Source organism: Streptomyces sp. NPDC012474 (genome assembly GCF_042955185.1).
Taxonomy (GTDB): Bacteria; Actinomycetota; Actinomycetes; order Streptomycetales; family Streptomycetaceae; genus Streptomyces; species Streptomyces cahuitamycinicus.
On the sequence record NZ_JBIBEP010000011.1, the window covers coordinates 52,586 to 66,671 of the forward strand.

At 72.2% G+C, this 14,086-nt stretch carries 11 protein-coding genes; 7 read left to right on the plus strand and 4 right to left on the minus strand.

Annotated features, from left to right (window positions below):
* Nucleotides 1–534 precede the first annotated feature (534 nt).
* Nucleotides 535–2,139 (plus strand): citramalate synthase, encoded by a 1,605-nt coding sequence (gene cimA / locus ACFY9S_RS23650; protein WP_391131709.1) that lies wholly within the window; start codon nucleotides 535–537, stop codon nucleotides 2,137–2,139.
* A gap of 31 nt (nucleotides 2,140–2,170) precedes the next feature.
* Here the strand turns inward: cimA and ACFY9S_RS23655 are convergent, their stop codons facing one another.
* Nucleotides 2,171–2,830 (minus strand): SLATT domain-containing protein, encoded by a 660-nt coding sequence (locus ACFY9S_RS23655; RefSeq protein WP_391131710.1) that lies wholly within the window; start codon nucleotides 2,828–2,830, stop codon nucleotides 2,171–2,173.
* A 149-nt stretch (nucleotides 2,831–2,979) separates the two neighbouring features.
* On the opposite strand from ACFY9S_RS23655, the gene ACFY9S_RS23660 reads away from it, so the two are divergent.
* Nucleotides 2,980–4,335: a hypothetical protein gene (locus tag ACFY9S_RS23660; RefSeq protein ID WP_391131712.1), complete on the plus strand. Its 1,356-nt coding sequence runs from the start codon at nucleotides 2,980–2,982 to the stop codon at nucleotides 4,333–4,335.
* Nucleotides 4,336–4,340: 5 nt separating this feature from the next.
* Here ACFY9S_RS23660 and ACFY9S_RS23665 read toward each other — a convergent pair whose 3' ends face one another.
* Nucleotides 4,341–5,282, minus strand: a complete 942-nt coding sequence (locus tag ACFY9S_RS23665; RefSeq protein ID WP_391131714.1) for an EamA family transporter — start codon at nucleotides 5,280–5,282, stop codon at nucleotides 4,341–4,343.
* Between the two features lie 72 nt (nucleotides 5,283–5,354).
* Between ACFY9S_RS23665 and ACFY9S_RS23670 the strand changes: the two genes are divergently transcribed.
* On the plus strand, nucleotides 5,355–5,939 hold the full coding sequence (locus tag ACFY9S_RS23670) for a TetR family transcriptional regulator (RefSeq protein WP_391131716.1): 585 nt from the start codon (nucleotides 5,355–5,357) through the stop codon (nucleotides 5,937–5,939).
* Between the two features lie 39 nt (nucleotides 5,940–5,978).
* Complete coding sequence (locus ACFY9S_RS23675) at nucleotides 5,979–6,557, plus strand: YdeI/OmpD-associated family protein (protein WP_391131717.1); 579 nt, start codon at nucleotides 5,979–5,981, stop codon at nucleotides 6,555–6,557.
* 284 nt (nucleotides 6,558–6,841) lie between these two features.
* Here ACFY9S_RS23675 and ACFY9S_RS23680 read toward each other — a convergent pair whose 3' ends face one another.
* Both ACFY9S_RS23680 and ACFY9S_RS23685 read right to left on the minus strand, forming a co-directional pair.
* A complete protein-coding gene (locus tag ACFY9S_RS23680) occupies nucleotides 6,842–7,627 on the minus strand; it encodes a trypsin-like serine protease (RefSeq protein ID WP_391131719.1) in 786 nt (261 codons plus the stop codon).
* A gap of 217 nt (nucleotides 7,628–7,844) precedes the next feature.
* Entirely contained in the window at nucleotides 7,845–8,450 is a 606-nt protein-coding gene (locus ACFY9S_RS23685) for a YceI family protein (RefSeq protein ID WP_391131721.1), read from the minus strand.
* A gap of 357 nt (nucleotides 8,451–8,807) precedes the next feature.
* Here ACFY9S_RS23685 and ACFY9S_RS23690 point away from each other — a divergent pair, with 357 nt between their 5' ends.
* The 3 genes from ACFY9S_RS23690 (at nucleotide 8,808) to ACFY9S_RS23700 (ending at nucleotide 14,057) form a co-directional block, all read left to right on the plus strand.
* Entirely contained in the window at nucleotides 8,808–9,665 is an 858-nt protein-coding gene (locus ACFY9S_RS23690) for an SDR family NAD(P)-dependent oxidoreductase (protein ID WP_391131979.1), read from the plus strand.
* A gap of 284 nt (nucleotides 9,666–9,949) precedes the next feature.
* Complete coding sequence (locus ACFY9S_RS23695) at nucleotides 9,950–12,319, plus strand: polysaccharide lyase family 8 super-sandwich domain-containing protein (RefSeq protein WP_391131723.1); 2,370 nt, start codon at nucleotides 9,950–9,952, stop codon at nucleotides 12,317–12,319.
* 154 nt (nucleotides 12,320–12,473) lie between these two features.
* Complete coding sequence (locus tag ACFY9S_RS23700) at nucleotides 12,474–14,057, plus strand: carboxyl transferase domain-containing protein (RefSeq protein WP_391131725.1); 1,584 nt, start codon at nucleotides 12,474–12,476, stop codon at nucleotides 14,055–14,057.
* Nucleotides 14,058–14,086: the final 29 nt, after the last annotated feature.

Below are 14,086 nucleotides of genomic sequence, written 5' to 3' on the forward strand. Positions count from 1 at the left end.
CCCCGGCCTGCGTCCGGCCCCCGGCCTGCGTCCGGCCCCCGGCCTGCGTCCGGCCCCCGGCCTGCGTCCGGCCCCCGGCCTGCGTCCGGCCCCCGGCCTGCGTCCGGCCCCCGGCGCCTGTGCCCGCCCCGGCCTCCCGGGCCTGTGCCCGCCCCGCCCCGCCCCCCCCCGGGCCTGTGCCCGTCCCGGCGACACGTACGACATCGCACGTCTACGTCCGCCACATGGGGTCACCGACCGCATCCTGAGACAACCGTGAGCGAAGCGCGGGGGTTGTGCCAGACTGCCTCCGTGCTCTCGTTCGCCACGATTATTGGCAGCAGGCGCGCCGGTCCGCAGTGACCACCACGTACGACCAGGTACGGGTGGACACCGTCGTCCTCGACCCGCGCGCAGACCTCTCGCACCCGCGAGAGGTTTTTCGCATTTCTGGCCCACCCGCAGCCGGAGGCGAGAGCGCGAGGGAGTATGTGAGGGCGGTGGAGCCGGTCATTCCGGTACGACCGAGATCCCATCCTCAGGAGCCTTGAGACCATGACCGCTACCAGCGACCTCGACGATTCGTTCCACGTCTTCGACACCACCCTGCGTGACGGCGCCCAGCGTGAGGGCATCAACCTCACCGTCGCCGACAAGCTGGCCATCGCACGGCACCTGGACGACTTCGGCGTGGGCTTCATCGAGGGCGGCTGGCCGGGCGCGAACCCCCGGGACACCGAGTTCTTCGCCCGCGCCGGGCAGGAGATCGACTTCCGGCACGCCCAGCTCGTCGCGTTCGGCTCCACCCGCCGAGCCGGCACCACAGCCGACCAGGACCCGCAGGTACGGGCGCTCCTGGAGTCCGGTGCGCCGGTGATCACACTGGTCGCCAAGTCGCACGACCGCCATGTCGAACTCGCCCTGCGCACCACCCTGGACGAGAACCTGGCGATGGTCGGCGACACCGTGTCCTTCCTCAAGGAGCAGGGCCGCCGGGTCTTCATCGACTGCGAGCACTTCTTCGACGGCTACCGGGCCAACCCCGAGTACGCCAAGGCGGTCGTCCGTACGGCGTCGGAGGCCGGCGCGGACGTCGTCGTCCTGTGCGACACCAACGGCGGCATGCTCCCGGCGCAGATCCAGGCCGTCGTCTCCACGGTCCTCGCCGACACCGGCGCCCGGCTCGGCATCCACGCCCAGGACGACACGGGCTGCGCGGTCGCCAACACCCTGGCCGCCGTCGACGCGGGCGCGACGCACGTGCAGTGCACGGCCAACGGCTACGGCGAGCGCGTCGGCAACGCGAACCTCTTCCCGGTCGTGGCGGCCCTGGAGCTGAAGTACGGCAAGCAGGTCCTGCCCGAGGGACACCTGCAGGAGATGACGCGCATCTCGCACGCCATCGCCGAGGTCGTCAACCTCACCCCCTCCACGCACCAGCCCTATGTCGGCCTCTCCGCCTTCGCCCACAAGGCCGGACTGCACGCCTCGGCGATCAAGGTCGACCCGGACCTGTACCAGCACATCGACCCCGAGCAGGTCGGCAACACCATGCGGATGCTGGTCTCCGACATGGCCGGGCGCGCGTCCATCGAGCTCAAGGGCAAGGAACTCGGCATCGACCTCGGCGGTGACCGCGAGCTGGTCGGCCGGGTGGTCGAGCGCGTGAAGGAACGCGAGCTCCTGGGCTACACGTACGAGGCGGCCGACGCGAGCTTCGAACTCCTGCTGCGCGCCGAGGTCCAGGGCGGACCGCTGAGCTATTTCGAGGTCGAGTCCTGGCGCGCCATCGTCGAGGACCGGCCCGACGGCTCCCACGCCAACGAGGCCACGGTCAAGCTGTGGGCCAAGGGCGAGCGGATCGTCGCCACGGCCGAGGGCAACGGCCCCGTTCACGCCTTGGACCGCTCTCTGCGCGTGGGCCTGGAGAAGATCTACCCCCAGCTCGCCAAGCTGGAACTGGTGGACTACAAGGTCCGCATCCTTGAGGGCAAGCACGGCACCAACTCCACGACCCGGGTGCTGATCTCCACGTCCGACGGCACGGGCGAGTGGTCGACGGTCGGCGTCGCCGACAACGTCATCGCCGCCAGCTGGCAGGCACTGGAGGACGCGTACACCTACGGGCTGCTGCGCGCGGGAGTCGCCCCGGCGGAGTAGCGGCGGCCCGGCCGGGTGCCCGGGGCGCGCGTCACATCGCCGTGTCCCGGGACCGCGGTGCCGGGACCTCGCCGCCCCGCTCACGGCCGGGCGTCCGGTCGAGGCGGAAGAGGCCGGCCGTGTGGGAGCGCTGGCCGGTGGCGGTGGCGGTGGAGCGGGTCAGCTCCTCGACGCCGTCGGCCAGATAGCCGACCCACGCCGTGCCCTCGTCCTCGATGATCCGCTGTGCGTCGGTCCGCAGCCGCTCGATCACCCCGAGCAGGGCGGCCTGCTCCTTGTCGCTGGGGGAGTCGGTGGTCCTCAGGAACGCCTGCGCCCAGTCGGACTGCGCCTTCTTGAGGATCTGCTGCAACGCCATCTCGGCACGGATGTAACGGGTCCAGGACGCCGAGAACCCGAAGATCCGGTCGAAGAGCACGCAGCCCGCCCCGCCGGCCAGGAACACGAAGCCCCACTCGGGCTGCACGGCCGTGGGCGCGGCCGCGTGCACCAGCGGCGTGATCGTGCCGACGATGCCCAGCAGCGTGGCCAGCGCCCGCAGCGAACGCGACCACAGCGACGGTCCCCGGCGCCGCGCCAGATACCAGCCGATCGCCGACGTCACCTCCGCCTCGGCATGCCGGTACAGCTCCCACAGCAGGTCGGCCCGCGTACGCGAGCGGTCCAGCTCGGTCAGTTCGGACACCGTCATGTCCGCAGCCCTGCGTCTTCCGAACATGCCCCTGTTACCGCCCCTCCTGGATGGCCGATGGCCGCAGGGCATCCTAGGCCCAGCGGCGGCCACAAATCCCTGCCTCGACGGATAACCCTTTCTGGGTGGTTTCGGGTAGCTTCGAACATATGAAGGCCGCACTGGTGCGTACCGTCGTACGTCTGTTGATCGTGCCGGTCGCCGCCGTACTGGCGGTGCTGCTGGCCGGTGCGCCGGGTGCGCACGCGGCCACCGACCTCTCGAAGGTCGCCCAGGAACTGCGCGAGAACCCCGTCTACGTCGATCCGGCGGCCTCCGGGCAGCTGGCGGCGTCGGACGCCGAGGCGCTCGCCGACAAGATCAAGGACGCGGACAAGCCCGTCTTCGTGGCGGTCCTCCCGGCCGGATACCCCACGCAGGACCTCTTCCGGAACCTCCGCACGGAGACCGGCGTGACGGGCTTGTACGGCATCCACCTCGGCGACCGGTTCGACGCCCGTGCCGACAGCTCGGTCATGAGCCGGCAGGCGGTGTCCAACCTGGTCACGGCGGTGCAGGACGCGGGCGACACCAAGGCCCAGCTGAACGACTTCGTCGATGACGCCCTGCGCAACGTGGGCGGCTCGGCGCCGAGCAGCTGGAGCGACGGCTCGGGCACCGACGTGCCGGTCGGTGGCCTGATCACGGTCGGCGCCCTGGTCGCGGTCGGCGGCGCGGGCGCCTACGCCCGGGTCCGCCGCAACCGGCGCCGCCACGAGGAGGAGCAGCGGGCCGCGCTGGAGAGGCTGCGGGTGGTCGTCGACGAGGACATCACCGCGTTCGGCGAGGAACTCGACCGCCTCGACTTCCACCCCGGGGAGCCCGGCGCCGACGACGCGATGCGCACCGACTACGAGCGTGCCCTGGACTCCTACGAGCAGGCCAAGTCCCTGATGGCGGCCGCGGGGAAACCGGAGGACGTCCGGGCCGTCACCCAGGCCGTGGAGGACGGCCGCTTCTCCCTGGCCCGGCTCGAGGCCCGCCGCGAGGGCGGCACGCTGCCGGAGCGCCGCCCGCCCTGCTTCTTCGACCCGCGCCACGGTCCCTCGGTCACCGACGCCACCTGGACGCCCCCGGTCGGCACCGCCCGCGAGGTCCCGGTCTGCGCGGCCGACGAGCGGCGTCTCGCCGAGGGCCGCGACCCGGCGATCCGCGAGGTCGACACGGACGACGGCCGCCGCCCCTACTGGGAGGCCGGACCGGCGTACGGCCCCTGGGCCGGCGGCTACTTCGGCGGTGGCCTGCTGCCCGGCCTCCTCGTCGGCACCATGCTCGGCAGCATGATGGCGGCCCCCGCCTACGCGGCCGACTACGGCTCCGGCTACGGCGACTTCGGCGGCTACGAGGGCGGCGACGTCTCCGGCGCGGACTTCGACACCGGCGATTTCGGCGGCGGTTTCGGTGGCGGGGACTTCGGCGGCGGCGGCGACTTCGGCGGTGGAGGGGACTTCGGGGGCGGATTCTGATTCGGTCAGGACCCGGGCGACCGGGTCGACCGGGTGCGCCGGTTCTCCTCCGGCTCCGCCCGGGCGGCGGTCAGGGGCCTGCGCCTCCGGCCGCCACGGTGGACGATGACGACCGCCGCGAGACAGACGGTCAGCCCGAGGGCGGTCTGCGCGCCGAACGGCTCACCGAACATCAGCGCGCCCCAGACCGCGGTGACCGGGGCCATCAGGAACATCAGCGTGTTGACCTTGGTGACGCCGGAGCGCTTCAGGATGAGCCAGTACAGCCCGTACCCGCCGAACGTGGACAGGCCCACGAGCCAGGCGACCGCGACCCAGAAGTCCCACCGGCCGGGCGGTGCGGCGGCGCCGGTGCCCAGGGCCAGTGCGGAGAAGAGGACCGCGCTGGTCGCGCAGTGGACGGTCAGCGACACCGGCGGGGTGACCCGCGAGCGGGACCGGCTCTCCAGGAACGTCGCCGCGACCAGGGACAGCATGCCGAGCAGCGGCACGGCGTACGCCCACCACGCCACGTCGCCGCCCGCCGCCGCGTCGGCCAGCGTGACCACGGCGACGCCGCTCAGCCCCAGGCCCAGGCCGATCCACTGCCGGCCCGACACGTACTGTCCCAGCAGCGGCCCCGCCAGGGCGCCGGCGACCAGGGGCTGGACCCCGTCGATGAGGGCCGTCGTACCACTGGAGACGCCGAGCTGGATGGCGTAGTAGACGCTGAGCAGATAGCCGCTCTGCGAGAGCACGCCGACCACGGCCTGCCGGGTGAGGTCCCGGGTGGTGAGGCCCCGCCAGGCCGATCGTGTGAGGGCGGCGACGGCGAGCAGGACGACGGCCAGCGGCAGGAACCGCCACATCAGGATCGTCGGCGCGGACGCGCTGCCGGCGCCGAGTTTGGCCCCGATGAAGCCGGAACTCCAGCACAGGACGAAGGCGAGGGAGAGAACGACGTTCACAAAATCACAACCAGTAGACAGATCGGTATACTCGCTCCCCGCCCACTATACAGATCGGTATAGTCTGGTGCCATGAGTCCCACCGCGCCGCATCCCCACCGGATCACGATGACGCCTGCCGCCCGCCGTGCCCTGACTGCCGCCGGCCGGCTGTTCTACGAGCGCGGCATCCACGCCGTGGGCGTCGACCTCATCTCCGCCGAGGCCGGGGTCACGAAGAAGACGCTCTACGACCGGTTCGGCTCCAAGGAGCAGATCGTCGTGGAGTACCTGGCGGATCGCGACGAGCGCTGGCGGGCCTTCCTCGCCGAGCGACTCGGCGCGGTGGGCCCGGACCCGCGCGAGGGCGTCCTGGCCGTGTTCGACGCATCGCGCGCCTGGGCGGAGGAGTTCAGCCCGAGGGGGTGCAGCATGGTCAACGCCCACGCGGAGATCAGCGACCCCGCCCATCCGGCCCACCCGATCATCACCGGGCAGAAGCGGTGGATGCTCGCCCTGTTCACGCGCTTCACCGGGGAGATCGCGCCCGAGACGGCGGACTCGACGGCCCGGACGCTGATGCTCCTGCACGAGGGCGCCCTGGTCGCCCATGGCCTGGGCGTCTTCCCGGACGCCATCGCCCAGGCCCGCGAACAGGCGCGCCTGCTGCTCGCATAGCGGACGGCTCCTGGCCTGGTTCGTCCTTACGGTGATGCCATGACCACTTCCGAAGGCGCCGGCCCGCTCTCCTTCGCGACCGTGCCCGACCTGGACTCCTGGCTGACGGCACACCCGGCCCCGCACCCGGGCCTCTGGGTCAGGGTCGCGAAGAAGGGGGCGGGGGTTCCCTCCGTCACCGCCGCCGACGTCAACGACGTGGCGCTGTGCCACGGGTGGATCACCGGGCAGCGCAAGGGACTCGACGAGTCGCACTACCTCCAGCGGATCACCCCGCGACGCCCCGCCAGTCTCTGGTCCATGGTCAATGTCCGGCGCGTTGAGGAACTGACCGCCGCCGGGCGGATGCGGCCCGGCGGACTCGCGGAGGTCGCGTCCGCACGGGCGGACGGCCGGTGGGAGGCGGCGTACGCGTCCCAGAAGGAGGCCGAGGTTCCGGCCGACCTGGCGGCGGCCCTGGCCCGCAGCCCCAGCGCCGCCGCGGTCTTCGAGACCCTGGGCCGCACGGACCGCTACCTGGCGATGCTCGGCGTACTCCGCGCCAGGACGACGAGAAGCCGCGCCGCGCAGGTGACGGCGACGGTGCGGAACCTGGAAGCCCGGGCCTCGACCCGCTGAGCCGGGGCGCACCTGCGCCGGGCAGCCGCGGCCTCAGGCCGCAGCAGCCCAAGGGCCGGCCTGGCGCCTGCCGGCCGTCGAAACCGGCCGGCCCGGCGCCTGCCGGCCCGCGAAACGGCCGGAGTGGCACCGGCGTCCGTCCGCAGTCCGGACGGCCCGGCGCCCAGGCGGCACCCGCGTCGGTCCGCAGTCCGGACGGGCCCGGCGCCCAGGCGGCACCCGCGTCGGTCCGCAGTCCGGACGGGCCCGGCGCCCAGACGGCGCCGGGCCCTGAAAGCCGTCGGTCAGAGGGTCGACGCCGCCGAGGCTATGGCGGAGGCGAAGGTGGAGACCTCCGTGTAGACGCCGGGGGCCTCGGGACGGGCGCAGCCCTCACCCCAGCTGACGATGCCGACCTGGATCCAGCCGCCCGCGTTGTCCTTGCGGAACATCGGGCCGCCGGAATCGCCCTGGCAGGTGTCGACGCCGCCCGCGTCGAAGCCGGCGCAGATCTCCTCGTTCGCGACGAGGCCGTTGTACAGACCGCCGTAGGCCTTGCACGCGGCGTCGCTGACGAACGGCACGGTCGCCTTCAGGAGGTAGCGCTGCTGAGAGCCGCCCTCGCGGTTCGCGCCCCAGCCGGCGACGGTGAAGTCACCGGTGTTGTACTGCGCGGTCGTGGCGATCTTCAGCGTCGGCAGGTCGATGGGCCGGGCGAGCTTGATGAGCGCCCAGTCCTTGCCGGTGCCGTTGTAGCCGGGGGCGCGCAGCACCTTGGTGGAGCGGACCTGGACCCGGCCGCTGGTGGACTGGAGGTCGACGACTCCCGCGGTCGCGGTGATGCTCGTGTTGTTGCCGGAACGGCCCACGCAGTGCGCGGCCGTGAGCACGATCTGCTGGGTGTAGAGCGCGCCGCCACAGCCCATGGAGAGCCGGACCATGAACGGGAACTCGCCCTGCGCGGCCCGGGTTCCGCCGACCACGGGCGACGGCGCGGCCTGCGCGGCGGAAACGGGCTGGAGGCTGGCGATCGCGAGGGCGGCGGCGCCGAGGGCCGCGCATCTCTTGAGGGCCGTGAGGAGTCTCTTCAACGTGATGCCTTCCGAGGGGGGTTGACTGGGGAGGTGCAACCGAAGCATCAGATTGACGAGCACATGACAGCAGCAGGGCAAAAAAGAACGTCCATGTGCTGGCATGGACTGGTCAAAGTAGCGCTGCTGGATTATGAGAACGCGGACAGTCTCCGCACAAGGGGCGGAACCGGCCAGGCCGGCCCGGGCTGACGTCACCGGGCCGGCCCCGCGGGGTTCACGCGTTCCGGATGGCCGAGATGTCGAAGTTGAGCTTGATCTTGTCGGAGACCAGGACGCCGCCGGTCTCCAGTGCGGCGTTCCAGGTCAGGCCCCACTCGGAGCGCAGAATCTCCGCCTTGCCCTCGAAGCCGACGCGCTCGTTGCCGAAGGGGTCCTTCGCCGCGCCGTTGAACTCGAGGTCGATGGCGAGGGGGCGGGTCGTGCCGAGGATCGTCAGGTCCCCGGTGATCCGGTAGTCGTCACCGCCGAGCGCCTCCGCCTTGGTGGAGCGGAACGTCATGGCCGGGAACTCGTCCGCCTTGAAGAAGTCCGCGCTCTTCAGGTGGCCGTCGCGGTCGGCGTTGCCCGTGCTGATGCTGTCCATCACGACGTCGATGGAGGCCGTCGACCGCGACGGGTCGCCGCCGTCGAGGTGGAGGGCGCCGGTGAAGTCCTGGAAGCCGCCCTTGACGTTGGTGACCATGGCGTGCCGGGCGACGAAGCCGATCGTCGAGTGCGCGGGGTCGATCGTGTAGTCGCCGGTCAGGGCGGCCGGCTCGGGGTTCACGGCGGCACCGGTGGCGGTGGCGGTCTGGGCGTCGTTGCGGCTGAAGATGCTCATGGTGTGTACGCCTCCTGCGTGTGATGTTGAATCTTTAACTACTCCAACGTGACCCACCGTAGACCTATTCCGTTCAATGTTCAACATCTTTGGTGTGTGTCGCCCCGCGTCCGCCGCACCCTCCCGTACCCCCGGTCGGCGCAATCGCCCTGCCCGCAGGGGTGGTCCTGCCGGATGGGTGGGTGGCGGCGCGGAACGCGGTCGGCCCATGGAACGGGGGCCTGCCGGTGCCGTCGCTCCGGGCCCGGGCGGCCCGCGGTGCGGTGGCGGCGTCCGGCAAGAGGGGGTTCCGTTTTCAGTGACCGTATGGAGACAGACGAGACCACGGCGGACGCACAGCGCAGGGGAGAGCGACTCGTGACACTCACCGGCTCCGGCTCGGCCTACGACCCACCGGCAGACCCCGCCCCGCGCCGCCCCACGGCGCCCGTCCCCGCCCGGGTGAACCAGTACGGACCCCCGCGACGTCTCGACCGGCGCGTCGCCCTCGTCACCGGCGCCTCCTCCGGCATCGGAGCGGCCACGGCCCGGCGGTTCGCCCTGGACGGCTGGCAGCTGCTCCTCAGCGGACGCGACCGGCGCCGCCTGGAGCAGACGGCGTCCGGCACCACGGCCGTCGTGCTGCCCGCCGATCTCGCCGCCCCGGACGGCCCGCGCCTGCTGGCCCAGTCCGCGCTGCACACCACCGGCCGGATCGACGTCCTGGTCGCCGGGGCGGGCATGGGCTGGGCGGGCCCCTTCGCCACCATGCCGCACACCGACATCGACCGGGTGCTGACCCTGGACCTCAACGCCACCCTCCACCTCGTGCGCGAGGTGCTGCCGACCATGATCGCGGCGGGGCGGGGTCGCGTGGTGCTGCTCGGCTCGGTCGCCGGCTGCGTGGGCCGGCGGGAGGAGGCGGTGTACTCCGCCGCCAAGGCCGGCCTGGCCGCCTTCGCCGAGGCGCTGCGCCAGGAACTGCGCGGCACGGGCGTGGGCGTGACCTTCATCGTGCCCGGAGCCGTCGACACGCCCTTCCACACCCGCCGCGGCAGGCCCTACGACGGCACCCGCACCGGCCTCCTCTCGCCCGGCAGCGTCGCCGGCACGATCTGGGAGGCCGTCGGGCAGAACCGCGACGAGGCGTACGTCCCCGCCTGGCTGACCGTCCCCGGCAGGGTCCGCGGCCTCGCGCCGGGCCTGTACCGCCGCCTGCTGAACCGCTTCGGCTGACCCGCCGAGACCGCTTCCCGCTCCTGCCGCCCGGGCTGTTCCGCCGCTCCGGTCGCTCCCGCTCGGGCCGTTCCCGTTCGGGCCGTTCCCGTTCGGGCCGTTCTCGTTCCGGCCGTTCTCGTTCCGGCCGCTCCCGTTCCGGCCGCTCCCGCTCCCGCTCGGGCCGTTCCGCCATTCCGGCCGCTCCTGCTCCGGCCGTTCCCCCGTTTCGGCCGTTCCCCCGTTCCGCTCACTCCGGCCGGATCCCCCGTTCAGGTGACCACCTCCCGTGGTAGGGCATGGGCATGACTCCCCAGCGCCGCGTCTCCCCCCGTCGTACGGCCGGGGCCGCCGCCCTGCTCCGGCCCAGCCGCCGCGCCCTGCTGCTGGCGGCCACGGCCCTCGCTGCGACGGGGGGCGCGGCCCCCGCGGGCCGGATCACCGACGCGCCGGGCGATCCGTACGACACCCTGCGCCGCCGCTGGCTCGGCATCGCGCTCGGCACCGGCTACGACCCGACGGCCGGGCCCTACGCCGCCCGGCTCGCCGAGACCGGCGCCCTCGCTCGAGACCTGCGCGCGAGCATGGCCCCTGCGGCGGACTCCCTCTGGCCGGGCCACCCCTTCGACCCGCCGGCCGGCATCACCCTCAGCTACGGCCGCCTGTGGACCATGACCCAGGCCTACCTTCAGCAGGGCACCGGCTCGACCGCCGACCCCGCTCTCCTCGACGGCATCCTGCGCGGCCTCGACCACCTCTCCGCCACCGTCTACAACCCCGCCACCACCCGCTACGGCAACTGGTGGGAATGGCAGATCGGCAGCCCCCGCCTGCTCATGGACATCACGGCCGCCCTGTACGAGGAGCTGGGGCAGCCCCGGGTCGGCGCCGCCTGCGCCGCCGTCGGCCACTTCGTCCCCGACTCGGCCCTCGCCGACTACAGCGGCACCTCCACCGGCGCCAACCGCGTCGACCTGTGCCGCTCCGTCGCCCTGCGCGGCGTCCTCGGCCGCGACCCCGCCAGGATCGCCCTCGCCCGGGACGCCCTCTCCCCGGCCTTCCCCCACGTCACCCGGGGCGACGGCCTCTACGCCGACGGCTCGTTCGTCCAGCACACCTGGGTCGCCTACTCGGGCACGTACGGTCAGGTCATGCTCGACGGACTCGGCCGGCTCTTCGCCCTGCTCGCCGGATCCGACTGGGAGGTCACCGACCCGAACCGGCAGATCGTCCTCGACAGCGTCGAGCGCGCCTACGCCCCGCTCATCCACGACGGGCTCGTCATGGACAGCGTCAACGGCCGGGCCATCAGCCGCGGTCACCTCGTCTCCGACGACCGCAAGATCCTGCGCGGCGACCACTACCACGGCCACCAGCTCATCGCCGCCATCGCTCTGCTCGCGGCCGGGGCGAGCCCCGCGGAGCGCGACCGCTGGCACGCCCGCGTCAAGGGCTGGATCGAACGGGACACCGTGACCCCGATCCTGACGGCACCCCAGTTCGGCGTCGCCGACCTGGCCCGGCTGCACGCCATCGCCGGCTCACCCGTCCCAGCCGTGCCCGAAACCCCCGGGCACCACCTCTTCGCCGCCATGGACCGTGCCGTCCACCGCGGCCCCGGATTCACCGTGAACATCGCCATGGCCAGCGACCGCATCGCCCACTACGAGTGCGGCAACGGCGAGAACCCCCGCGGCTGGCACACCGGCGCGGGCATGGTCAGCTGGTGGGCCGGCGCGAGCGACCAGTACACGGACTGGTTCTGGCCGACCGTCGACTGGTACCGGCTGCCCGGCACCACCGTCTCCACCAAGCGGCTCGCCGACCGCGAAGGCGGCGAGTGGGGCACGGCCCGCCCGGACGCGCGCTGGGTCGGCGGCACCACCGACGGCACGTTCGCGGCTCTCGGCCAGCACCTCAAGGGCCTCGGCTCCACCCTCGAAGCCCGCAAATCCTGGTTCTGCGTCGAGGACGCGGTGATCTGCCTGGGCGCCGGGATCACCTGCGCGGACGGCGTCCCGGTCGAGACGATCGTCGACAACCGCAACCTCGGCGCGTCCGGCACCCAGCGCTTCGTCAAGGGCCCCGGCTGGGCCCATCTGGGGGACCACGGCGGCTGGATCCTGCTAGGCCGCGAGCCGAAGGCGCTGCGCGAGGACCGCACCGGCGCCTGGTCCGACATCAACACCGGCAGCACGCGGGAGCGGCGCACCCGCCGCTGGCAGACCCTCTGGCTCGACCACGGCACCGACCCCGAGGACGCCACGTACGCCTACGTCCTCATGCCCGGGGCCTCCCGCCGCGCGGTCGCGCGCCGTGCCGACGACCGCCGCTGGCTGTCGGTCCTCGCCAACGACGCCGGCCGCCAGGCGGTCACCGTGCCGTCCCTCGGCTGCACGGCCGCCAACTTCTGGCGGGCGGGGACGGCGGGCCCGCTCTCCGCCTCCGCCGGCGCCGCCGTGCTGGTCGTCCGGCGGGGCCGTACCGCTACCCTCTGCGTGAGCGAACCGCCCCGTACGGGCGAACCGCTGGAGGTCGTCTGGGACCACCCGGTCCGCCGGGTCGTCCGCGTGGACGAGACGGTCGAGGTGCTCTCCACGGGCCGCCGGCTGCACGTGCGCGTCACCCCGGGGGAGGCATGCGCCACGCATGTCTGTGACGTGACTCTCGCCTGACCGCTTTGTGTGACCCCTACAAGCGACACGCCCCCTGAGCAGTCGGAAAGGCTCAACCTCGCCACGGTTCTGTTCAGGGGTACCAGGAAAACACGCCGGAGACTGTGAGGAGTCGACGCCCCGCATTCCTCGCTCGGCTTCGTATGGTCGCTACATGACCGTTTTGGATGAGGCGCCGGGTGAGCCGACCGACGCGCGCGGACGCGTGGCCGAACTGCACGAGATCCGTGCGCAGGCGGTGGCCGGACCGAGCGAGAAGGCGACCAGCGCGCAGCACGCCAAGGGCAAGCTGACCGCGCGGGAGCGCATCGAACTCCTCCTCGACCCGGACTCCTTCCGGGAGGTCGAGCAGCTGCGCCGGCACCGGGCCACCGGCTTCGGCCTGGAGGCCAAGAAGCCCTACACCGACGGTGTGATCACCGGTTGGGGCACGGTCGAAGGCCGCACGGTCTTCGTCTACGCGCACGACTTCCGCATCTTCGGCGGCGCGCTGGGCGAGGCCCACGCCACGAAGATCCACAAGATCATGGACATGGCCATCGCGGCCGGTGCCCCGCTGGTGTCGCTGAACGACGGCGCCGGCGCCCGCATCCAGGAGGGCGTCTCGGCGCTCGCCGGCTACGGCGGCATCTTCCAGCGCAACACCAAGGCCTCGGGTGTGATCCCGCAGATCTCGGTGATGCTCGGCCCGTGCGCCGGCGGCGCGGCCTACAGCCCCGCCCTCACCGACTTCGTCTTCATGGTCCGCGAGACCTCGCAGATGTTCATCACCGGCCCCGACGTAGTCAAGGCGGTCACCGGCGAGGAGATCACGCAGAACGGCCTGGGCGGCGCGGACGTCCACGCCGAGACGTCCGGTGTCTGCCACTTCGCCTACGACGACGAAGAGACCTGCATCGCCGAGGTCCGCTACCTGCTGTCCCTGCTCCCGCAGAACAACCGCGAGAACCCGCCCCGCACCGAGCCCTCGGACGCGGCCGACCGCCGCTCGGACGTCCTGCTGGACCTCGTCCCCGCGGACGGCAACCGGCCCTACGACATGGCCAAGGTCATCGAGGAGATCGTCGACGACGGCGACTGCCTGGAAGTCCACGAGCGCTGGGCCCGCAACATCATCTGCGCGCTGGGCCGGATGGACGGCCAGGTCGTCGGCATCGTCGCCAACCAGCCCCAGGCGCTGGCCGGTGTGCTGGACATCGAGGCCTCCGAGAAGGCGGCCCGCTTCGTCCAGATGTGCGATGCGTTCAACATTCCGATCATCACTCTTCTGGACGTCCCCGGCTTCCTCCCGGGCGTCGACCAGGAGCACGGTGGCATCATCCGCCACGGCGCGAAGCTCCTCTACGCCTACTGCAACGCGACCGTGCCGAGGATCTCCCTGATCCTGCGCAAGGCCTACGGAGGTGCGTACATCGTCATGGACAGCCAGTCCATCGGTGCGGACCTCACCTACGCCTGGCCGACGAACGAGATCGCCGTCATGGGCGCCGAGGGTGCCGCCAACGTCATCTTCCGCCGTCAGATCGCCGACGCCGAGGACCCCGAGGCCATGCGGGCCCGCATGGTCAAGGAGTACAAGTCCGAGCTGATGCACCCCTACTACGCGGCCGAGCGCGGCCTGGTCGACGACGTCATCGACCCCGCCGAGACCCGCGAGGTGCTGATCAAGTCCCTCGCCATGCTCCAGACCAAGCACGCGGACCTGCCGTCCCGCAAGCACGGCAACCCGCCGCAGTAACACTGCGGACATCTTCCTCACGGAGACTG

Coding starts and splice junctions, on each gene's coding strand:
- ACFY9S_RS23670 (WP_391131716.1), top strand. CDS start 5,355: ATGAGTCCCACCGCGCCGCATCCCCACCGGATCACGATGACGCCTGCC.
- ACFY9S_RS23675 (WP_391131717.1), top strand. CDS start 5,979: ATGACCACTTCCGAAGGCGCCGGCCCGCTCTCCTTCGCGACCGTGCCC.
- ACFY9S_RS23700 (WP_391131725.1), top strand. CDS start 12,474: ATGACCGTTTTGGATGAGGCGCCGGGTGAGCCGACCGACGCGCGCGGA.
- ACFY9S_RS23660 (WP_391131712.1), top strand. CDS start 2,980: ATGAAGGCCGCACTGGTGCGTACCGTCGTACGTCTGTTGATCGTGCCG.
- ACFY9S_RS23655 (WP_391131710.1), bottom strand. CDS start 2,830: ATGACGGTGTCCGAACTGACCGAGCTGGACCGCTCGCGTACGCGGGCC.
- ACFY9S_RS23695 (WP_391131723.1), top strand. CDS start 9,950: ATGACTCCCCAGCGCCGCGTCTCCCCCCGTCGTACGGCCGGGGCCGCC.
- cimA (WP_391131709.1), top strand. CDS start 535: ATGACCGCTACCAGCGACCTCGACGATTCGTTCCACGTCTTCGACACC.
- ACFY9S_RS23685 (WP_391131721.1), bottom strand. CDS start 8,450: ATGAGCATCTTCAGCCGCAACGACGCCCAGACCGCCACCGCCACCGGT.